Origin of the sequence: uncultured Tenacibaculum sp., assembly GCF_947502995.1 — a bacterium.
Classification (GTDB): domain Bacteria; phylum Bacteroidota; class Bacteroidia; order Flavobacteriales; family Flavobacteriaceae; genus Polaribacter.
Map to the genome: position 1 here is coordinate 18,739 of NZ_CANNBW010000006.1, position 20,506 is coordinate 39,244.

A 20,506-nucleotide genomic window follows, 5' to 3' on the forward strand; every position below is an offset into this window, starting at 1 on the left:
TACTTATGAGATTCTGAAATAAATTCAGAATGACAAATAATCTCAAATAAAAGTTTATAAACTTGAAACAACGCCCATACATATTAACAATTGCAGGTTTTGATCCATCAAACGGAGCAGGCTTAACAGCTGATGTAAAAACATTTGAGCAATTAAAGTGTTACGGATTATCAGTTTGTACTGCCAACACAATTCAAAATGATAAAGATTTTCTGAAATGTGATTGGATTGATATTGAAACTATTTTGGAACAAATTCAAGTTTTGTTTGATCGTTTTTTGATTGCTACTGTTAAGATTGGGATAGTTGAAGATTGGCAAAAATTATCTAAAATTATAGATACGGTTTTACAATTAAATCCAGACACTAAAATTGTTTTAGACCCAGTTTTAAAATCATCCACAGGTTTTGTGTTTCAAAATGATTTCAGTGAAAGTGATTTCGATAAAATTTTAGATAAAATCTATTTAATTACTCCAAATTATCAAGAGATTCAAAATCTATATCAAGACAAAATGATTGAAGAAACGATACATCATATTCAGTCGAAAACTCACGTATTTTTAAAAGGAGGACATCATCCTGAAAAGATAGGAGTAGATTATTTATATACAAACGAAGGAAAAATACATCCTTTCAATCCTAAAAAAGGAATTAAAATATTCGAAAAGCATGGAAGTGGTTGTGTGTTATCTTCAGCAATTGCAAGTTACATTGCTTTAAAATTTCCGTTAGTAAAATCATGTTTTAAAGGAAAACGTTACATCGAAAAAGTATTGAGTTCTAACAAAACATTATTAGGATATCACAACTAAAATAAATGATAAGTAAATTACAATATATATCACAAGGAGAAACTCCTGAAGCACATTTACAAAATATTCAAAGTGCTTGTACAGCTGGAGCAGAATGGATACAACTTCGTTTAAAAAATGAAACAGAAGCGGTTATTCTAGAAACTGCTAAAAAAGCAAGAGAGATTACGAGTCATTTTCAAACAAGATTAATTATTAATGATCATTATAAAGTTGCAGAAGAAGTAAAAGCAGATGGAGTTCATTTAGGAAAGACAGATGCTTGTCCGGCTGAAGTGAGAAAATACTTAGGAAACTTATTTATCATAGGAGGTACTGCAAATACTTTAGAAGATTGTAAAACTTTACTTGAAAAGAAAGTAGATTATATCGGTTTAGGACCTTTTAGATATACAACTACAAAGAAAAATTTAAGCCCGACTTTAGGTCTAGCTGGTTATCAAGTACTTTTAGAGGAATTAAATACTGAAACTCCAGTAATAGCTATTGGGGGAATTGTTTTAGAAGATGTATCGGCATTGTTAGAAACGAATATCCATGGTATAGCAGTATCAGGAGAAATAACTAAAGATTTTAATTCCATTTCAAAATTTCATCAAATTTTAAAAGCAGGAAGTTCACAAGAGCAAGTTTTTAAATTAGATACAAACAACTAACTAATTATTATGAGTTCATTACAAATAGCAGATAAAACATTTACATCACGTTTGTTTACAGGAACAGGAAAATTTAGTTCTTCAGAATTAATGCGTGATGCTTTATTAGAAAGTGAAAGTGAATTAGTAACTGTAGCGCTTAAAAGAGTTGATGTGCAAAATGAAGAAGATGATATTTTAACACATTTAAATCATCAACGAATCAATTTATTACCAAATACTTCAGGAGTAAGAAATGCAAAAGAAGCAGTTTTTGCAGCTGAATTATCTAGAGAAGCTTTAGAAACAAACTGGGTGAAATTAGAAATACATCCAGATCCAAAATATTTATTACCAGATCCTATAGAAACATTAAAAGCAGCTGAAGAGTTAGTGAAAAAAGGATTTGTTGTGATGCCTTACATTCATGCAGATCCTGTTTTATGTAAGCGATTAGAAGAGGTAGGAACACAATGTGTAATGCCATTAGGAGCCCCAATTGGAAGTAATAAAGGATTAAAAACGTTAGAGTTTTTAGAGATTATTGTAGAACAATCTAATATTCCTGTAGTTGTAGATGCAGGAATCGGTTCACCTTCACATGCGGCTCATGCCATGGAAGTTGGAGCAGATGCAGTTTTGGTAAATACAGCAATAGCAGTTTCTCAAAACCCGGTAGTAATGGCAAAAGCTTTTAAGATGGCGGTTGAAGCTGGTAGAATAGCTTACGAAGCAAAATTAGCTCCAGTAAAAAAACATGCAGAAGCAAGTAGCCCATTAACTTCGTTTTTGAGTTAGTCTTGGCTTCTAGCTGTTAGCTATTTGAGTTATTATGAGAAATTATAAAAACCTTGAGGTTTGGAAAAAATCTCACCAACTTGCTTTAAAAGTTTATGAGGTAACTAAAATGTTTTCTTCAGAAGAAAAGTTTGGAATTATCTCTCAACTTAGAAGAGCATCATTGTCCATACCAACAAATTTAGTTGAAGGAGCTAGTAGAAATTCTGAAAAAGAATTTGCCTATTTTATAAATATTGCCTCTGGTTCGTCAGCCGAAGTAGAATACTTATTAGAGTTCTCAAAATCTATAGCATACCTATCAGTTGAAGATTTTGATATTTTAAGTAAAGAGGTGATTATAATTAGAAAAATGTTGAACTCTCTTTATCAAAAACTAAAATGATACAAAAAGAAACAACTAAGAACCAAAAGCCAAAAGCCAAAAGCTTTGAAAATATATTTGATAATTACGACTGGGATTCGGTAATGAAAGACATTCTTTCTAAATCATCTCTTGATGTAGAAAGAGCTTTGGCTTCAGATAAAAGAGATTTAGAAGATTTTAAAGCTTTAATCTCACCAGCTGCAAAACCTTATATTGAGCAAATGGCTCAGTTGAGTAATCAGTTAACCAAAAAACGTTTCGGAAATACAATTCAAATGTATGCTCCGATGTATTTAAGTAACGAATGCCAGAATATTTGCACGTATTGCGGATTCAGTCTAACGAATAAAATTCCTAGGCGAACGTTAACAGATGCTGAGATTTTAAAAGAAATTGAATTCTTAAAAAATAAAGGTTACGATCATATTTTATTAGTTACAGGAGAAGCGAATCGTACTGTTGGAGTAGATTATATTAATAATGCAATTCAATTAATAAAGCCACATTTTTCGAATATTACTATTGAAGTGCAACCTTTAGATCAAGATGAATATGAGTTATTGATAGAAAATGGATTGTATGCGGTTTTAGTATATCAAGAAACATATCATAGAGAAGAATATAAAAAACATCATCCGAAAGGAAAGAAATCTAATTTCTCTTACCGATTAGACACACCTGATCGTTTGGGAAAAGCAGGAGTTCATAAAATCGGACTAGGAGCTTTATTCGGATTAGAAGATTGGAGAGCAGATAGCTTTTTTACGGCATTACATTTAAAATATTTACAAAAGACATACTGGAAAACAAAATATTCCATTTCTTTTCCAAGATTACGACCGCATTCTGGAGGATTAGAACCTAAAGTAGAAATGACAGATGCTGATTTAGTACAGTTAATTTGTGCGTATCGTTTATTTGATGAAGATGTAGAATTATCTATTTCTACTCGTGAAAATGAAATCTTCAGAAATCATATTGTACAATTAGGAATTACTTCTATGAGTGCAGAATCGAAAACAAATCCTGGTGGATACGCTGTTGAACCTCAGTCTTTAGAACAGTTCGAGATTTCAGATGAACGTAGTACAGAAGAGATAACTACTATGCTAAAAGATCAAGGGTTGGAAGTTGTATGGAAAGATTGGGAACATTTTAGTTAATCACTACAATATTATTAATGATAAAATGTTTCTAAATTAGCTAACTATTCTTAAATCCCCATAAGTAATGAGAAAACTAATAACAATATTGTGTTTATCCATTAGTTTGTTGTTTACAAGCTGTAATAAAGCAGGAATCACATTTGGTGACACAAACTACTTTCCCCTAAATGATGATAGTGAATGGGAAACAGTTTCACCTGAAAGTTTAGGTTGGAATACTTCAGAAGTCCCAGATTTATATTCTTTTTTAGAAGATTCTGATACAAGAGCACTTATCGTTTTAAAAGAAGGTAAAATAGTTTTTGAAGAATATTGGGGAACTAATTTTGAAAATACAGGTCCCTTCACAAGAGAATCTAAATGGTATTGGGCTTCGGCAGGAAAAACATTAACAGCAAGTTTAGTTGGAATTGCTCAAGGTGAAGGTTTACTAACAGTTTCTGATAAAACCTCTGATTATTTAGGAGTAGGTTGGACGAGTTTAGAACCAGAAAAAGAAAGGTTGGTTACAATTAAAAATCAATTAACGATGACTACAGGTTTTAGCACTAGCGTTAATTTAAATTGTTATACTCCACAATGTTTTAGGTACAGAGTAGATGCAGGTAAACAATGGTTTTATCATACAGGAACTTCAACAGTTTTAAAGAATGTAATCGAAAGTGCTTCTGGACTTAATTATAATGATTTTACAGATCAAAAACTTGAAGCCATAACTGGTATGAGTGGAGAGTGGATAGAAGAAGATGATAGAAATATATACTGGAGTACTGCTAGAGATGCTGCTCGTTTTGGTTTGTTGTTGTCAGCCAAAGGTACTTGGAGAGGTAATACAATTCTTAGTGGTATTTTCTTTCATGAAATGACAAATACTTCTCAAGATATTAATGAGTCTTACGGATATTTAACTTGGTTAAATGGAAAGTCCTCGATAGTTTTTCCAGGTGTACAAACAATTACAATACGTCCGCTTTCAACTGAAGCTCCTGAAGATACTTTTGCAGCTTTAGGTAAAAATGGCCAAACAATAGCAGTTGTACCAAGCGAAAATATTGTAATAGTACGATTTGGAGATGAACCTAATCAAGGTCAGTTATCTGTAAATTATTTCAACGATCTTTGGGAGAAAGTGAATAAGATTATCAATTAACAAGAATAAAAACAATTCATAAATGCTAAGAAATCTTACTTTTTTAATTATTCGATTGATGGGAATCAAAAAGATATTTTCAAAGAATCCTGTTGATTATAAAAAGTTAAGAAAGTCAGATAGAAAATTACCACCTAAAAGTTTATCAAAAAAGTTTTTAGTTGAGAGTTTAGATTTAGATGATAATAAGGTTTATAAAATAAAAAAGCCGAATACCACCAGTAAGGATTTAATAATTTTTATACATGGAGGTGCTTTTATTTCTGGCCCAGCTGAACATCATTGGAATGCTATAGAAAAAATAGTAAAGCATACAGGCAAAGAATTATGGTTAATAGATTATCCTAAAGCCCCAGAATATAACATTCATCAAATTTGTCAAAACATAGATTGGGTTTACGAGTTTGCAACTCAAACTTTGGCTTTATCTGAAAATATTACTTTGATAGGAGATTCAGTTGGAGGGAATTTAATTATGACTTTAACGCAAAGGCTTCTAGAAAAGAAAAAAGAAATTCCTAAACAATTAATTTTAATTACTCCGGTTTTTGATGCGAGTATGTCAAACCCTGAAATAGAAAGCATAGCTGAAAAAGATCCAATGTTAAATGTATCGGGAATACTTTCTGCAAAAGAGATGTGTGCAAATGGTTTAGATTTAAAAGACAAAATCATTTCTCCTTTATATGGAACGTTTAAAGGATTTCCTAAAACAGAGATTTATATTGGAGCATATGATATTATGTATCCAGATGCAAAAATTGGAGTTCAGAAAATGCAAGAAGAAGAGGTAGATGTAAAACTTATAGATGGAGCTAAAATGCCTCATATTTATCCGTTACTACCAGTTTTACCACAAGCAAAAAAAGCTTTACAACAAATTATTGAAAGTATAAAAGAGTAATGCTAACTAGAGAAGAACAAAAACAATATAACCGTCATCTTATTTTAGAAGAAATAGGAGAAGAAGGACAAATAAAATTAAAACAAGCTAAAGTTTTAGTCATTGGGGCTGGAGGTTTAGGCTGTCCTGTTTTACAATATTTAACAGCCGCAGGAATTGGAACAATTGGTGTTATTGATGATGATGTTGTAGATCAAACCAATTTGCAGCGTCAGATTTTGTATACTATTGAAGACGTTGGAAAATCTAAAGCTGAAACAGCTGCAAATCGATTATCAAAATTAAATCCTTTTATCAATTTTAAGATATATAAAGAGCAGTTAACAAAGCATAATGCGATTGAGTTATTCGAGAAATATGATATTATTGTAGATGGGAGTGATAATTTTCATACTCGATATTTATCCAATGACGTTGCTGTAATTACCAACAAACCTTTAGTTTATGGATCTATCTTTAAGTTTGAAGGTCAAGTAAGTGTTTTTAACTATAAAGGAAGTGCAACATATAGGTGTTTATATCCGACTCCACCAAACCCAAAAGATGTTCCTAATTGTTCTGAAATTGGTGTTTTAGGAGTTTTACCAGGAATTATAGGAAGCTTACAAGCAAATGAAGTGCTTAAAATGATTATTGGTTTAGGTGAGGTACTTGCAAATAAATTATTAGTGTTAGACGTTTTGTCGATGCGTCAATTAGTGTTGAACTACAGTAAAACTGAGAGATCTGAAGTAACTATTTTAGATGAAAATTATGAAGCATTTTGTGGAGTTACGATTATTGAAGACGAAATAACTCTTGAAGATTTGAATCAGAATCTAACAAAATACAATTTGTTAGATGTACGTGAAAATTGGGAACGTGAACAGCATCATATTGGCGGGCAACATATTCCATTAGGAGAATTACCTAATCGTTTTTCTGAAATCGATACATCTAAACCACTAGTTGTGTATTGTAAATCAGGAATGCGTAGTGCCAGAGCTATCGATTTTTTACAAGAGCAAGAATTACAAGGAAACTTTATTAATTTGAAGAATGGACTTTAAAAAAATGAATTAATTTCTATTCCAGAAAAGTCTTAATCATACGAATGGATTTTATATATTTAAACTCCAAAAAATGTAAGACTTGAAATTAATTAAACAAAAAACGCTATACTTCTCAGAAGGAAAGTCAGATAAAGTTTATGAGGTAGATTTATGTGAAAGCCAAGAATTGTTCGTGGTTAATTTCAGATATGGTAGAAGAGGTGCAAACTTAAGAGAAGGTACAAAAACTGTTTTTCCTGTGTCTCTAGAAGAAGCAGAAAGTATTTTTTCTAAATTAGTTGAGAGTAAAGAAAAAAAAGGATATTCAGAAGATTTAGGAACTATTAAAGAAGTTCATAAAGAAGAGAATACAATACAAAAGGATACGATTCTTAAGTATCTTAAACAAGCCTTGTCAGGAACTTATACTCGAAGTTGGAAAGTTTCAAAAATAATTTCTCGAACTACAGTACTTCAAATTAAAGAAGCAGTTCCGTTAGTAAGTCAATTTATCACATCAAAAGATGAATTTGAACAGTATAATGCAATAGCGGCTTTAAGTCATTTCGAGGTTTCCGAATACACATCAACGATTTTAAAAGTATTAAAAGAAAAGAAATTTCAAACAATAACAGGAAGAATAGCTAGTGCATATATTCTGAAATTTGGAAGCGCTTCTGAAAAAGAAGAACTTCATGAACTAGTTAAAGAGTATATCACTTCAGAACAAATTCAAAATTTACCTATGCAACTTTTAGGTGAAAAACCTAGGGATCCAATGTTATTGTATTATGCATATTTATTTTCTTACAAAGAAACTGCTTACCGAGAACAATTATATTCAATTGTAGAGCAGTTACCATTAAAGGTAAATATATTTAAGTCTATTAGATATATGTACAGAACTTCAGTAATTACTGAAGACGCGATGTTCTTTGGATTATTATCGAAACGAATGGCAGTAAGCAACGCGGGTTATACATCGGATTATTTTTATGTAGGAAATCAATGGGTTTCTGCTCAAGAAGAAAAACAAAAGAAAAACCCAGGAGTTGCCTTTTCAGGAAAAACGAAGCAATACTTTATTAAGAATAGTTACAAGAAAATATATAATTTAAGTATTGCAAAAAAAGAAAGTTATGTGAAATTCGCGACGGGAATGCTATGTGCATTAAATGATGATAATGATCGTGTTAGTGAAAGAGTAGATTATAACTATAATTACAATTCAGAAACTAGACGTTACGAAACAGTGAAGAGTTTTTATCCAGCGTATTCTAACTACTTAGGATTAATGTATGTGTTGTATGGAAATTCAAATAGATTTAGTGATCAACATCAAATCTTTTTTTCAGAAGAAGAAAAAAACACAGCTTCCAGAGAAGAAATTTTCCCTGAATTATGGAATGATAAACCAGAAGAGGTTTTATATATTTTAGCGAATGCTAAAAGTACTATTGCTATTAATTTTGCATTACGTATAATTAATGATAATCCGAATTTCTTAAATTCAATTTCCAATGAAAATTTATTAAAATTGTTACAGCATTCTCAAGAGGAAGTATTAAATCTAATAACTTCTTTTTTAGAAGAAAAATATAAAGAAGATAAGCCTGAAAACGTAATATTAATTAATTTATTAAAGTCTAAAAATAATAAAGCAATAACACTAGCTTTAGGCTGGTTACAGAAATTTGAAACTACATATTTGTCCGATGTTACTTTTATAGTAGAGTTATTACATACAGATGAGGTAAGAGTAATTAATTATTTATCTGAATTATTTATTGAAACAGTGAAGTATGAAAATAAGATTGCATTAGCTTCATTAAGTGCTTTATTTGCAATACCATCAAATTTCTCATATTTATTTTTAAATCAGATAAATGAATTAATAGGGAATACTAAATTCGGAACATTAATTGAAAATATAACTAAAGAGAAAATTATAGAATTAGCAAGTTCTAGTTCAATTTCTAATAAACTCTTTGCAATCAATTTAGCTAAACACGCTAATGTTTCTGTTTACGAATTGTTTAAAGATACTTATAGCGAGTATATTATATCAGATGATTCAGCTTTAAGAAAAGTAGGAGTAGAAATTCTAGCACACTTTCCGGATGTCTTTTTATTAGAAAATAAACAGCATTTAGTAATGTATTGTTTTTCTGAATATGAAGAAATAAGAAAAGCTATTCAACCAAGTATACATAAGCTTGTAAAATTAGATGGCGTATTCAAAAAAAGTTTATTAAATCAGTTGCTTTTACAGATCTCAGAAGCAGAAGTGTATGAAGGAATTCATCAAAATAGTTATGAGTTATTAATTGATATTTATGGTGAAGATTTAAAAGAGCTTTCAAAGAAGCAGTTAATAGAGTTAGTCTTATCTAAATATGAATTTGCTCAGAAATTAGGAACTCCTTTGTTTCAAAAAAGAGTGTCGTTAAGTACTTTAGAAATGAATGAAGTAATCCGTCTTTCAGATAGCGATGTAATTGCTGTTAGAAAGTTGATGTATGAATATTTCGAAAAAAATATTCCAAGAATTAATTATGAGTTAGAAACTTCATTAAAAATATTTAATTCTAATTGGGAAGATGTTGTAGTATGGGCATGTGATTATTTCGATAAACATATAGATACTAAAAATTGGACAGTAGATATGTTGGTTTATGTATGTGATCATGTTAAAGAACGTGTGCAATCTTTTGGAAGAAGTTTAATAACTAAACATTTTTCAGAAGAAAAAGGATTGCCTCTATTATTGAAATTACAAGAACATCCAACTAAAGAAATGCAATTCTTTGTAACGAACTATTTAAAAGAATACGCAACAGATAATGTTCCAGTAATTTTAAAGTTAGAAAGTTATTTTAAGACAACGTTGTTTTATATCAATACTAACAGGTCAACTAAAACAAGAGTTTATTCTTTTTTAGAACAGGAATCTAAAAAATATAAAGAAGTTGCTTTAATGTCGATTCGTATTTTGACATCTGTTTTAGGGTCTAAAACAATTACAGACAGAGATTATATCTTAGATATTTTGTTAATGATAACGGAGACTTATAACGACATAGAAGTTCCGCTAATAATAAAAGAAATTTAGAAAAAGAATGAAGTTTAATTTTAAATATAGCGGTAATAGTTCTGTTCAGAATAATGCTTCGTCAACAGGAGTAAGTTTTGCTCCAGATGTGTTAAGAGATCCAACTTATTTTGTAGGTACTCTAGATAAGAAAATTCCTTTTAGAGAAGCTATTTCAGCTTTACATCACGTCGTTACAGCAGATTTTAATTTTCAGCCTAAAGATAATACCGAATATTTGGCATGGTTAAAAAGTAAAGAGGATATATGGGTAGCAGAAGCTTCTGCAAATTTGGTTTCTGTAAAGGAAGAAATAAAGAATTTACAAGAGCAACTAAAAGAATTACGTTCTAAACGAGATGTAATTACTAAACCGTATTACGAAGCACAACGAAAATATTTTAAATATTTATTTGTAAGAGACTATGCAGCTTGGTTTGTGTTAGATCCTGTGATTACTGTTCATCCAGATCAAATTTTCTTTGAGTGTTTTAGTAAAGATGAATCGGTTTATGGAAAGTTATCTTGTGGCTATGATGTATTTAATTCGATAAGTGATTTTAAATGCGGAACAACAAACATTGACTATTCCAAGAAATTATATAATGAATTTCAAAAAATAAGAACATATAAAGAAACAAACTTTAAAGTAGATCCTGGAGGATTTGATGTGCAAACGACAGGTGAAACCGCTTACAGAGAAGTAAAAATAGATTTACCAGATAGCTGGGTAAGAGGATTTTTACAGGTAAGTACTGCAATGACGAATGATAAAGTAACTTTTGATTTGCATCCTATAGATATAACTAATTTTATATCAGTTTTAAAAAGACATAAAGAGAAAACAGGACCAAGAGCTATAAAATATGTTTTAGAGCCAGGTAAACCAATTGTGGCAGTTTTTGAACCGTGGAATATTGAGATTGTATGTTCTCAGTCTATATATACAGGTAATGAAAAACATGAAATAAGAGTTTGGGGAAGAAGAAGAATAACATTACTTGAGCGTTTACTACCTATTACAAACAAGTTTACTGTTCACTTGTTAGGAACAGGTATGCCTTCTTTTTACATAGCACATTTAACTAATGAAATGTATTTTACATTAGGATTATCAGGTTGGACGGCTAACGATTGGACAAAATCTACAAGTCTAGATTTACTTTCTCCTAGGCAGAAAGTGTCAGCAACCACTATGCAAAGTATTTATTTAGCTTTACGTAAAGATTGGTTTAATACATCTCAGAAATTAACTGAAAATTTAGGAATAGATAAATTTTCAGTTCAACAGGCGTTACAAACTTTTACACAAGCTGGAAAAATCGTTTATGATTTAAAAAATCAGGTTTACCGAATTAGAGAACTTAAAAGAGATGGAATAAATATTGAGGAACTTCGTTTTTCAAGTGAAATTGATAAAGAGGCATACCGATTAATGGAATCAGGAGCTGTTAAAAATTTAAAAGTAGAAGAAAATAGAAAAATTAAAATAACAGCTACTGTTGATAATCGTTACGATACTAAAGTTATTATTAATAATGACTTACAAATAGAGGACGCTTCATGTACATGTAGTTTTTACTGCAAAAATAAGATGACAAAAGGACCTTGTGAGCATATTTTAGCTACAAGAATAACATTTGATAAAGATTAATTAATATATTTAAACCTTGGTAGTAATAAGATAAAAACCTTGCAACCCGATTGGTGTATCGCCAATCTTGCACACAGATACCGAACGCGTCACTGACTCGAACTTAACTTGTGAAATAGGTACTATAGTACCATTTCCGGTTATACTTCTGCGAAGTGAAATAGTACTATAGTACCTATTTCACTGGAGTTGTTCAATTCAGTCTTTAGAATCGTACGAAGGGAAACTAAAAAATACATCTTATTGCTACCTTTTTGTTTATGAATAATTCAGCTACGAGAAAACAAGAGATTTACGATAAAATCAAAGAATCATCGAAAGATGAATATATACTTTCTGAAATGAAACGTTTAGGTTTTTGGAAAGAAGGAAGTGTAGATTTTGAAAAAGTGAATGCGTTTTTAAAAGAAGAAAGAGAGCTTTCTAATAAACTTCATAAGTTAACCAGAGAACAAAAAAATCTTACAGATACTGAAGCTTTTATTGCTAGAAAGCATTCAGAACGAAAGAAACTGTCTAAAGAAAGACAAAAGGAAACTAAGTTAAGAAGAGAAGAGTTAAGGAGAGCAAAAGCTGAAAAGTGGAAACAAACCAAAGAAGAGGATATTATTTATTTGGGAAAAGGTTTTTCTCATCAATTAAATCATACTGATTCAAATATTGATAGGCTTAATAAGAATGGATTACCATTATACAGCTCGGTTAAAGATTTAGCCAAGGCTATGGGGATTTCTGTTAATGAACTTAGATTTTTAGCTTTTTCGAGAAAGAATTCAAAAATTTCACATTACAAGAGATTTAAAGTAGCTAAAAAAACAGGAGGCTTCAGGTTAATTTCTGCTCCAATGCCTCGTTTAAAAAAGGCGCAACACTTTATTTTAGAAAATATTTTAAATAAAGTAACGGTACATGAAAAAGCTCACGGATGTGTCCAAAAAAGATCAATAGTTAGTAATGCGGCTTTACATGTGAATAAAGCAGTAGTTATAAATCAAGATCTTCAAAACTTTTTTCCATCAGTAACATATAATAGAATTAAGGGAGTATATAAATCGTTAGGATATTCAGAACAATTATCTGTTGTTTTTGCATTATTATGTTCAGAACCAAAAATATTAGATATTAGTTTGCTTGGGGAAAATTATTACACGCAACGAGGCGATCGTTACCTTCCTCAAGGTTCTCCATGTAGTCCAGCTATAACTAATATTTTATGTAAAAAACTAGATTTTAGATTAGACGGACTAGCAAAAAAATATGGTTTCACTTTTTCTCGTTATGTAGATGACATTACGTTTTCAGGTGATCTTGAACAATTTCCAAATATCACAGCAGTTTTAAAATATTCTAAAAAAATAATTAGAGAAGAGAATTTTAAATTACATCCCGATAAACTTAGAGTGATGAAACAAAATCAGAGACAAGAAGTAACTGGTATTGTTGTAAATGAAAAAATAAATATTAATAAAAAATCTTTAAAAAGATTTAGAGCTTTATTATTTCAAATTGAAAATGAAGGTTTAGAGGGGAAAACTTGGAATGGTGGAGCAAATGTTCTTGCTGAAATAGATGGTTTCGCAAATTATGTTTATCAGGTAGATAAGTTGAAAGGGGAAGTTTATAAAGAAAGAGTCAAAAATATTTTAAATAAATATGAATATAAAGAACAACATAAAGCCAAGTTTGTAAAAGAGAAAAAAGATTCTAGATCTAAAATTGGAAGTATTTTTAAGAAGATAAGTTCTTTTTTTAAAAAGTAATCGATTAAGTTAGTCCAAACGAATAGTATCTTTTATCCTAAAACAACGTTCAGAACCTAAAAAAAATGGATTTCCAAATTCCTCAGACCAAAATCCATCTAATATATCTTTCGTTAAGCATCGATATACTACTACACCTTTATAAGTAGAGGAGTCATTCCCTTCGTATTCAAAATTTATAACTAAGATATTGTCTTTAAAAAATCCGATTCCTTTTTGTTTTTGATCGTTGTTGATTGTCCAATCTGCTAAAATCTGTTGATAATCATTTAATTTTAAAGTTAAAATACCTTTATAAGTTGAATCACTATCATTTTGATTTGAACCAATAATAGAAAAATTCCCAACAAGATCTTTTACAGTCATATTTATTGAATAAAATAGATGACAAATATAACGACCTATATTTAGATCTGTTTAAAGAGTGTTTATCCCCTTTTATGGGTGTAAAACTGCAATTAATCTTTAACATATGTTAATTCTATGTAAAAAAAGCTATATTCAAACGTAAATAAATCTAAAGTTGATATTATGGCTAAAAACATTTACTTCTCGTTATTTTTTATTGCATTTAGTGTATCAACTTTATTTGCTCAAAATGGAGACAAAAAACAAATTAAGAATAGAAATAATATTTCAGATTCTATTAGGCCAGAATATGTTTTAAAAATTAAGTTAAAAAAAGTTCCTAATAGTAAAAAAGTAGTAATTACTTCAATAAAATATGAAAAGAGGCAATCTCAGATATTTAAATTACTGTTAGCCCAAAAAGAAAGAATAAAAGAATTAGAAAAGAAAAATAACGTATACCAGCAGTAGATTAAAAAACTAAAAGAATTACTTTTGCTGGCATGAAACAAACTACCAATACGATTCTAATGATTCGTCCTATTGGTTTTAGGATGAACGAACAAACGGCAGTAAATAACTATTATCAAAAGGTATTAGATAATGTTTTGCCGTCTACAGTTAACGCAAAAGCACAACAAGAGTTCGATAATTATGTAGAGAAATTAAGAAGTTACGGAGTTAACGTAATTGTTGTTTCTGATACTGACGATTCAGACACACCAGATTCTATATTTCCTAATAACTGGATATCTTTTCATCAAGATGGAACAGTAGCCTTGTATCCAATGTTTGCTGAAAATAGAAGATTAGAGAGAAGGGAAGATATATTAGAGATTCTTGAGGAACAAGGATTTGTGATCGAAAATGTTGTTGATTACACTTCTGCAGAAGAAGAGCAAGTGTTTTTAGAAGGAACAGGAAGCTTATTGTTAGATAGGGTGAATAAAAAAGCATATTGTGCTTTATCACCTAGGGCAGATGAAGAATTGTTTATAGAGTTTTGTGAAGATTTTGAGTATACACCAGTGGTATTTACAGCAAATCAAACGGTAAACAATGAAAGAAAAGCAATTTATCATACTAATGTTATGATGTGTTTAGCTGAAACCTTTGCTGTGATTTGTTTAGCTTCTATAGATGATAAGAAAGAAAGAAAAAATGTCGTTAAACATTTAAAGGAAGATGGAAAAGAAGTAATAGACATTACAGAAGCTCAAGTGAATAATTTTGCTGGAAACATGTTGCAAGTAAAAGGGAAAGATGATGAAAGATTTTTAGTAATGAGTCAAGCAGCTTTTGATTGTTTAACTAAAGATCAAGTAAACAAAATAGAAAAACATTGCAAAATTATATCTAGTTCTTTAGATGTAATTGAAGGCTGTGGAGGCGGAAGTGCCAGATGTATGATGGCAGAAGTTTTCTTACCAAAACAATAAACAAACAAAAATCCGCTTTAATAGCGGATTTTCTTTTTCAGTAGATGTTAATTTTAGTGTATTTCAGATATTAATGTGACTTATGAATAAAAATGGTGTCATAATAGTGTAATTAAAATTTATAACTATGACTCTAAAAATAAAATTAATACCAGTTTTAATGTTTTCATTATTAATAGGAATGAAAACTGTAGCTGCTCAAAAAGTTGTAGTTAAAAATGGAGTAGAATACTTAGAAAAGGAAGATGTATCAGAAGATTTAAGTTCTATAGAAGCACCTAGTCAAACATTACATATTAAAGTAAAGAAAAAGAAAAACAAAAAAGTGATTAGTTCTGCTACTATTGAAAGTATTAAGAAAGTATCACAAAAAAGAAAAACAGTATTACGATTTAGAAAAAAAAGAGTAGTTAAGTCATCTAAATGCTATAAAGAGACTGAAAACAACTGTAAATCAATGAAAAAGAAAGCTGAATAATTTAAAAGAGTTCGTTTATAGGTCTTTTTTTTAATTTGAACCATTCATCGATACAATAGTGCGCTTTATCGATATTTACTTTTTTTAAGGCGATTTTTTTCGTAATTTAGATGTATCCCCAAATTAATGAATTATGTATGCTAAAAATCCCCTGTTATTAGTAGTAATCATTTTACTATTTATAAATTCCCAAGAAGCTTTTTCTCAAAAAAAAGTAGTAGTTAAACATGGCGTAGAATACCTTGAAGATTCAGAAGAAGATGGAGGTTTAAACTCGATCACAGCACCTTCTAATACAGTTACAGTAAAGGGAAAAGCCAAAAAGAGTAAGAAATTAAGTAAGGAGGCATTAGCTATTAAAAAGTTAAGTAAAGCTTCACTTAAAAAGAAAAAATTAAGGTTTAGAAATAAGAGAAAATCCGATGCAAATAAATGTGTCAAAGATGAAAAAAAGAAGCAATGCGATTCATCTAAACCGAAGAAAAAATAAATCAAAAGCTACCATAAGGTAGCTTTTTTTATTTAACGGGGTCTATTTAAGATGAAAATTAATACCATTCACCGATACTAAATTTCCATTCATCGATCTTGCTGTAATCTGCTAGAAACTTAAAGTTACATTTAAGTATGTGAAACAATAATCAAAGAAAGATGAGAAGAAAACTACATTTCAGAAAGATCGTACTAATTTTAACTTTAAGTATTGGAGTTGGTAATGCGCAAAAAATAATCCAAGAAAATGGATTGGAGTATTTACAAGATAAAACTCAAGAAAGTATTAATAGTGTCGATCGACCTTCTTTCGTGATGAATGTTAAGATAAAAAAAGTAAAACATGGTACAAAAGACGTTCTAGTCAAAATTGAAAATATATACGAGCGAAAGAATGAAAAAGTATCACTCAGATATAGAAAAAAAAGACAGTCCAATTTAAAAGATAAAAAATAACAAACCAAAATATTCTTAAAAACCACCTAAATGGTGGTTTTTTTATTGTGCTAAATCCATTGATTTTGTTAGGACTAGATGATTGGTATAAGAAAAATTTATTCTTTTTTGTAAAGTTATTGAGAATTATGAGACTATTATAATAAGCATGCTGATATTAAATAATTAGAAGTTTAACCAGATAAAAGTTAATTATTATGAACTCAAAAATTAAAAATATACTAATTCCCCTAGCAGTAGTATTAGTTTTAGGTATTCAGCAATCGAAGGCACAAAAAGTAACTAAAAGTAATGGGGTAGAATACATAGAAGAGAATTCTACAGATGATTTAAGTACAATTAAATTCCCTGAAAAAAAGACTGTCAAGTCAAAAAAGATTACTAAGAACAAAAAGGTAAATAAAAATATAAGAACAATAGCAGATCTACAAAGAATCGTACAAAATAAAAAACGATTAAGATTCAGAAATAAAAGAAGAACAGAAAATAAATGTTACAGTCACACAGATGAAACTTGTACTACAAAAGAATAAAAAAGAGCACCCTTGGGTACTCTTTTTTTTATTTTAATGCTTTCTCAATAACCTTTCCTGTCGATCCATTTGGAAATTCAATTCTTAACAAATTAGAAATCGTAGGTGCAATATCAATCACTTCAAAATACTCTTTAGAATTTCCGTTTGAGATTCCGTTTCCATAAAATATAATAGGAACATGAGTGTCATATGAGTAACCAGAACCATGAGTAGATCCCTTCTTTGGATATATAATTGTAGAAGGATTTGGAATTAACAAAACATCTCCCGAAAATTTCTGGTTATACCCATTTTGTAAATGACTTAAAATACCAGAGTTAAATTGAGTGTTTTGCAAAGTTGAAGCCGTAATAGATTTATAAATTCCTTTGTAATTAATCACATTTTCACTAATCACTTCTGCTACTTCTTTTACAGTTAGTTTTTTCTTTTCGATATTTTCTTTGTTAAGGAATATCTGAAAATTAGATATATTTTCAATGAAATCGTTAGACTTAAAATATTTCTTAGTAATATCATTTACGTAGTCTAGAAGTTTTTTTCCGCTTAAATAATTTGCAGGAATTTTCACTGATTTTAAATAGTTAGGAACTTGAACTGCGGCATGATCTGCAGTTAAGAAAACAGTATAATTATCTTTACCTACTTTTTCATCTAAAAATATTAATAAACTCTCTAGTTCTTTATCAAATCTAAGATATGTGTCTTCAATTTCTTTTGAATCAACTCCGAACTGATGTCCAACATAATCTGTAGAAGAATAACTTAAGGCTAAGAAATCAGTGTGTTTACCTTGTCCTAATTTTTCTCCAATAATGGCAGCTTTAGCAAAGTCAGTAGTTAAAGAGTTTCCAGCAGGGATAGCTTTTATAATGCTATAATTGTTGTTTTTACTTCTTAAGTTCGGAATGTCATGAGGAAAAACAGGGCGCCCTTCTCCCTTAAAAGTTTTTTCAAAATTATTATCGTCAGCAATACTTTCAGTATAAGTACTAATATCATAAAGAGTTTCCCAAGGTTGTTTTAAATATTCATCAGCTTTACCAGAAGTATTAAAATCAGTAACCCATTTTGGTAATTCATTCATGTAAAAAGAAGAGGTAATCCATTCACCTTTACTACCACCATCAAACCAATATGCTGCATTAGCAGTATGTCCGGCAGGTAAAATAGCAGAACGATCTTTAATACCAATTCCTATAGTTTTACCCTGCATATTTTGAGCTAATCGTAATTGATCAGTAACAGTTGTAGTTAGCATTCTGTATGGAGATTTTTTACCTCCATCACCATCGTTACCAACAGTTTTATAATTACTGTCATCAACACAATAAATCGATTTTTTTTCAAATTTATCGTACCAGTTGTTACCAATAATTCCATGATTATTAGGAGTTGTACCTGTGTAAACAGAAGTATGTCCAACAGCTGTATATGTAGGAATATAATTAAAATGGGCATTTTCTAAGGAGAATCCATTATTAACTAATCTTTTAAACCCACCGTTGCCATATTTACTTTCAAAACGAGTTAAATAATCGTAACGCATTTGATCCACAATAATACCTATAACCAATTTAGATTTATTAGTTGAATTATCTTTTTGTTTTTCTTTTTGATTACAACTAAAAAACAGAATAGATAATGAAAATATAATAGGTTTTAAATAATAATTCATTGTTTAAATTTTGAAAAGCAAAATTAAATAATTCATTAATAAAAATAGAGCTTTAACTAGGCGTGTTAATGATTTTTTAATCTTAGAGTATAATTTATACAAATGAATATTCTTTAGTACATTAGCAAAATAAATTGTATTAGATGAATTATATCGAGCATGTTGGTAAGTATTTTATGATGCTTGGTCAGGTTTTTAGAGCTCCACAAAAGTTTCGAGTTTTTTGGGAGGCTTTGTTTAGGGAAATTGAAGAGTTAGGATTAAAATCTATAGGTATAATTGCATTTATATCTTTCTTCATAGGTGGAGTAATAGCCTTACAAACAGCTTTAAATATTAGTGATCCTTTAATTCCGAAAATGTTAATTGGTTTTGCTACTAAAAGATCTGTTATTTTGGAGTTTGCTCCAACTTTTTGTTCTATCATTTTAGCAGGAAAAGTAGGTTCTTATATTACTTCAAGTATTGGAACAATGCGTGTTACAGAACAAATTGACGCATTAGAAATAATGGGAGTTAATTCTTTAAATTATTTAGTATTGCCTAAGTTGTTAGCAACAATCTTCTTTTATCCTTTTTTAGTGATTTTAGGTATGTTTTTAGCCATATTTGGAGGATGGGTAGCAGGAAAGGCTACAAATATGTTTTTTGTTGAAGATTACATTATGGGAATTCAGTTTGATTTTGATCCTTACTTAGTCGTATATGCATTAATAAAGACAATTGTTTTTGCATTTATAATAGCTACAGTTCCATCATATCACGGTTATTACGTAAAGGGAGGTTCTTTAGAAGTAGGAAAAGCAAGTACCCAATCTGTAGTTTGGACTATCGTAGTAATAGTTGTTTGTAACTATTTCTTAACTCAAATGTTGCTTACATAGTTATGATTAAAGTGAATGATATACATAAAAGCTTTGGTGAAGCTAAAGTTTTAAAAGGAATTTCGACTTCTTTTGAACCAGGAATGACGAATTTAATAATTGGTCAAAGTGGAGCAGGTAAAACAGTTTTTTTAAAAAGTTTATTAGGACTTCATACACCTGAAAAAGGAACTATAGTGTACAATGGTCAAATTAATACAGAAATGACTATTGATGATAAGAGAGAGTTTAGAAAAGAGTTAGGAATGGTTTTTCAAGGAAGTGCTTTGTTCGATTCTTTAAATGTAGAAGAGAATGTAATGTTTCCGTTGAAAATGTTTACAAAACAAACTTTAGACGAAATGTTAGAACGAGTAAATTTCGTACTAAAAAGAGTAGATTTAGAAAATTCTAATATGAAATTTCCTGCAGAGCTTTCTGGAGGAATGCAAAAAAGAGTTGCTATAGCAAGAGCAATAGTAATGAACCCAAAGTACCTTTTTTGTGATGAACCAAATTCTGGTTTAGATCCAAGCACTTCAATATTGATTGATAATTTAATTAAAGAGATTACAGAAGAGTATCAAATTACAACGGTAATTAATACACATGATATGAATTCCGTTATGGAAATAGGTGATAAAATTGTTTTCTTGAAGAATGGATTGAAAGCATGGGAGGGTAGTAGTAAAGAGATTTTTAAAACAGATAATAAGGCAGTAGTAGACTTTGTTTACTCTTCTAATTTATTTAAGAAGGTAAGACAAGCATATTTAAACGATAGTTAATCTTTTGGTTTTTAAACAGATGCTTTTTTAGGTGAAAAAAAAGATTTATTTTTTTGA

General features: G+C 29.7%; 21 protein-coding genes. 19 read left to right on the forward strand and 2 right to left on the reverse strand.

Features of this window, described 5'->3' with window-relative positions:
- Window positions 1–62: 62 nt before the first annotated feature.
- From Q1A46_RS05995 to Q1A46_RS06045, 11 genes are all read left to right on the forward strand, one after another.
- A complete protein-coding gene (locus Q1A46_RS05995; RefSeq protein ID WP_299675262.1) occupies window positions 63–815 on the forward strand; it encodes a hydroxymethylpyrimidine/phosphomethylpyrimidine kinase in 753 nt (250 codons plus the stop codon).
- Window positions 816–820: 5 nt separating this feature from the next.
- Entirely contained in the window at window positions 821–1,471 is a 651-nt protein-coding gene (thiE, locus tag Q1A46_RS06000) for a thiamine phosphate synthase (RefSeq protein ID WP_299675265.1), read from the forward strand.
- A gap of 9 nt (window positions 1,472–1,480) precedes the next feature.
- A complete protein-coding gene (locus tag Q1A46_RS06005) occupies window positions 1,481–2,248 on the forward strand; it encodes a thiazole synthase (RefSeq protein ID WP_373456500.1) in 768 nt (255 codons plus the stop codon).
- A gap of 34 nt (window positions 2,249–2,282) precedes the next feature.
- On the forward strand, window positions 2,283–2,633 hold the full coding sequence (locus Q1A46_RS06010; RefSeq protein WP_299675268.1) for a four helix bundle protein: 351 nt from the start codon (window positions 2,283–2,285) through the stop codon (window positions 2,631–2,633).
- The gene (gene thiH, locus Q1A46_RS06015; RefSeq protein WP_299675271.1) at window positions 2,630–3,778 is read left to right on the forward strand and encodes a 2-iminoacetate synthase ThiH; all 1,149 of its coding nucleotides are present in this window, start codon (window positions 2,630–2,632) and stop codon (window positions 3,776–3,778) included. The genes Q1A46_RS06010 and thiH overlap by 4 nt, the downstream gene beginning before the upstream one ends.
- Before the next feature lie 67 nt (window positions 3,779–3,845).
- Entirely contained in the window at window positions 3,846–4,931 is a 1,086-nt protein-coding gene (locus tag Q1A46_RS06020) for a serine hydrolase (protein WP_299675274.1), read from the forward strand.
- A 22-nt stretch (window positions 4,932–4,953) separates the two neighbouring features.
- The gene (locus tag Q1A46_RS06025; protein WP_299675277.1) at window positions 4,954–5,835 is read left to right on the forward strand and encodes an alpha/beta hydrolase fold domain-containing protein; all 882 of its coding nucleotides are present in this window, start codon (window positions 4,954–4,956) and stop codon (window positions 5,833–5,835) included.
- On the forward strand, window positions 5,835–6,884 hold the full coding sequence (moeB, locus tag Q1A46_RS06030) for a molybdopterin-synthase adenylyltransferase MoeB (protein WP_299675280.1): 1,050 nt from the start codon (window positions 5,835–5,837) through the stop codon (window positions 6,882–6,884). The genes Q1A46_RS06025 and moeB overlap by 1 nt, the downstream gene beginning before the upstream one ends.
- An 82-nt stretch (window positions 6,885–6,966) precedes the next feature.
- Window positions 6,967–9,978, forward strand: coding sequence for a WGR domain-containing protein (locus tag Q1A46_RS06035; RefSeq protein ID WP_299675283.1), 3,012 nt, complete (start codon window positions 6,967–6,969; stop codon window positions 9,976–9,978).
- 7 nt (window positions 9,979–9,985) lie between these two features.
- Complete coding sequence (locus Q1A46_RS06040) at window positions 9,986–11,611, forward strand: SWIM zinc finger family protein (RefSeq protein ID WP_299675286.1); 1,626 nt, start codon at window positions 9,986–9,988, stop codon at window positions 11,609–11,611.
- A gap of 260 nt (window positions 11,612–11,871) precedes the next feature.
- Entirely contained in the window at window positions 11,872–13,371 is a 1,500-nt protein-coding gene (locus tag Q1A46_RS06045) for a reverse transcriptase family protein (RefSeq protein WP_299675288.1), read from the forward strand.
- Window positions 13,372–13,380: 9 nt separating this feature from the next.
- Here the strand turns inward: Q1A46_RS06045 and Q1A46_RS06050 are convergent, their stop codons facing one another.
- The gene (locus tag Q1A46_RS06050; RefSeq protein ID WP_299675291.1) at window positions 13,381–13,737 is read right to left on the reverse strand and encodes a hypothetical protein; all 357 of its coding nucleotides are present in this window, start codon (window positions 13,735–13,737) and stop codon (window positions 13,381–13,383) included.
- A gap of 165 nt (window positions 13,738–13,902) precedes the next feature.
- Here Q1A46_RS06050 and Q1A46_RS06055 point away from each other — a divergent pair, with 165 nt between their 5' ends.
- The 6 genes from Q1A46_RS06055 (at window position 13,903) to Q1A46_RS06080 (ending at window position 17,117) form a co-directional block, all read left to right on the forward strand.
- On the forward strand, window positions 13,903–14,190 hold the full coding sequence (locus Q1A46_RS06055; RefSeq protein WP_299675293.1) for a hypothetical protein: 288 nt from the start codon (window positions 13,903–13,905) through the stop codon (window positions 14,188–14,190).
- Window positions 14,191–14,222: 32 nt separating this feature from the next.
- Window positions 14,223–15,158, forward strand: a complete 936-nt coding sequence (gene ctlX / locus Q1A46_RS06060) for a citrulline utilization hydrolase CtlX (protein ID WP_299675297.1) — start codon at window positions 14,223–14,225, stop codon at window positions 15,156–15,158.
- Window positions 15,159–15,285: 127 nt separating this feature from the next.
- Entirely contained in the window at window positions 15,286–15,636 is a 351-nt protein-coding gene (locus tag Q1A46_RS06065; RefSeq protein WP_299675300.1) for a hypothetical protein, read from the forward strand.
- A gap of 133 nt (window positions 15,637–15,769) precedes the next feature.
- The gene (locus Q1A46_RS06070; protein WP_299675303.1) at window positions 15,770–16,126 is read left to right on the forward strand and encodes a hypothetical protein; all 357 of its coding nucleotides are present in this window, start codon (window positions 15,770–15,772) and stop codon (window positions 16,124–16,126) included.
- Between the two features lie 161 nt (window positions 16,127–16,287).
- A complete protein-coding gene (locus tag Q1A46_RS06075; RefSeq protein WP_299675306.1) occupies window positions 16,288–16,584 on the forward strand; it encodes a hypothetical protein in 297 nt (98 codons plus the stop codon).
- 197 nt (window positions 16,585–16,781) lie between these two features.
- Complete coding sequence (locus Q1A46_RS06080; RefSeq protein WP_299675309.1) at window positions 16,782–17,117, forward strand: hypothetical protein; 336 nt, start codon at window positions 16,782–16,784, stop codon at window positions 17,115–17,117.
- 28 nt (window positions 17,118–17,145) lie between these two features.
- On the opposite strand, the gene pafA is transcribed toward Q1A46_RS06080, so the two are convergent.
- Window positions 17,146–18,798, reverse strand: a complete 1,653-nt coding sequence (gene pafA, locus Q1A46_RS06085) for an alkaline phosphatase PafA (protein ID WP_299675312.1) — start codon at window positions 18,796–18,798, stop codon at window positions 17,146–17,148.
- 143 nt (window positions 18,799–18,941) lie between these two features.
- Between pafA and Q1A46_RS06090 the strand changes: the two genes are divergently transcribed.
- On the forward strand, window positions 18,942–19,682 hold the full coding sequence (locus tag Q1A46_RS06090) for an ABC transporter permease (RefSeq protein ID WP_299675316.1): 741 nt from the start codon (window positions 18,942–18,944) through the stop codon (window positions 19,680–19,682).
- A 2-nt stretch (window positions 19,683–19,684) separates the two neighbouring features.
- A complete protein-coding gene (locus tag Q1A46_RS06095; protein ID WP_299675319.1) occupies window positions 19,685–20,449 on the forward strand; it encodes an ABC transporter ATP-binding protein in 765 nt (254 codons plus the stop codon).
- Window positions 20,450–20,506 lie beyond the last annotated feature (57 nt).

What these genes read in the sequence shown, in the direction of transcription:
- Q1A46_RS06040 (WP_299675286.1), top strand. Translation starts at nt 9,986, where the DNA reads ATGAAGTTTAATTTTAAATATAGCGGTAATAGTTCTGTTCAGAATAAT.
- Q1A46_RS06065 (WP_299675300.1), top strand. Translation starts at nt 15,286, where the DNA reads ATGACTCTAAAAATAAAATTAATACCAGTTTTAATGTTTTCATTATTA.
- Q1A46_RS06070 (WP_299675303.1), top strand. Translation starts at nt 15,770, where the DNA reads ATGTATGCTAAAAATCCCCTGTTATTAGTAGTAATCATTTTACTATTT.
- Q1A46_RS06090 (WP_299675316.1), top strand. Translation starts at nt 18,942, where the DNA reads ATGAATTATATCGAGCATGTTGGTAAGTATTTTATGATGCTTGGTCAG.
- Q1A46_RS06080 (WP_299675309.1), top strand. Translation starts at nt 16,782, where the DNA reads ATGAACTCAAAAATTAAAAATATACTAATTCCCCTAGCAGTAGTATTA.
- Q1A46_RS06025 (WP_299675277.1), top strand. Translation starts at nt 4,954, where the DNA reads ATGCTAAGAAATCTTACTTTTTTAATTATTCGATTGATGGGAATCAAA.
- Q1A46_RS06075 (WP_299675306.1), top strand. Translation starts at nt 16,288, where the DNA reads ATGAGAAGAAAACTACATTTCAGAAAGATCGTACTAATTTTAACTTTA.
- Q1A46_RS06045 (WP_299675288.1), top strand. Translation starts at nt 11,872, where the DNA reads ATGAATAATTCAGCTACGAGAAAACAAGAGATTTACGATAAAATCAAA.
- Q1A46_RS06095 (WP_299675319.1), top strand. Translation starts at nt 19,685, where the DNA reads ATGATTAAAGTGAATGATATACATAAAAGCTTTGGTGAAGCTAAAGTT.
- thiH (WP_299675271.1), top strand. Translation starts at nt 2,630, where the DNA reads ATGATACAAAAAGAAACAACTAAGAACCAAAAGCCAAAAGCCAAAAGC.
- ctlX (WP_299675297.1), top strand. Translation starts at nt 14,223, where the DNA reads ATGAAACAAACTACCAATACGATTCTAATGATTCGTCCTATTGGTTTT.
- thiE (WP_299675265.1), top strand. Translation starts at nt 821, where the DNA reads ATGATAAGTAAATTACAATATATATCACAAGGAGAAACTCCTGAAGCA.
- Q1A46_RS06005 (WP_373456500.1), top strand. Translation starts at nt 1,481, where the DNA reads ATGAGTTCATTACAAATAGCAGATAAAACATTTACATCACGTTTGTTT.
- Q1A46_RS06010 (WP_299675268.1), top strand. Translation starts at nt 2,283, where the DNA reads ATGAGAAATTATAAAAACCTTGAGGTTTGGAAAAAATCTCACCAACTT.
- Q1A46_RS06050 (WP_299675291.1), bottom strand. Translation starts at nt 13,737, where the DNA reads ATGACTGTAAAAGATCTTGTTGGGAATTTTTCTATTATTGGTTCAAAT.
- moeB (WP_299675280.1), top strand. Translation starts at nt 5,835, where the DNA reads ATGCTAACTAGAGAAGAACAAAAACAATATAACCGTCATCTTATTTTA.
- Q1A46_RS06020 (WP_299675274.1), top strand. Translation starts at nt 3,846, where the DNA reads ATGAGAAAACTAATAACAATATTGTGTTTATCCATTAGTTTGTTGTTT.
- pafA (WP_299675312.1), bottom strand. Translation starts at nt 18,798, where the DNA reads ATGAATTATTATTTAAAACCTATTATATTTTCATTATCTATTCTGTTT.
- Q1A46_RS06055 (WP_299675293.1), top strand. Translation starts at nt 13,903, where the DNA reads ATGGCTAAAAACATTTACTTCTCGTTATTTTTTATTGCATTTAGTGTA.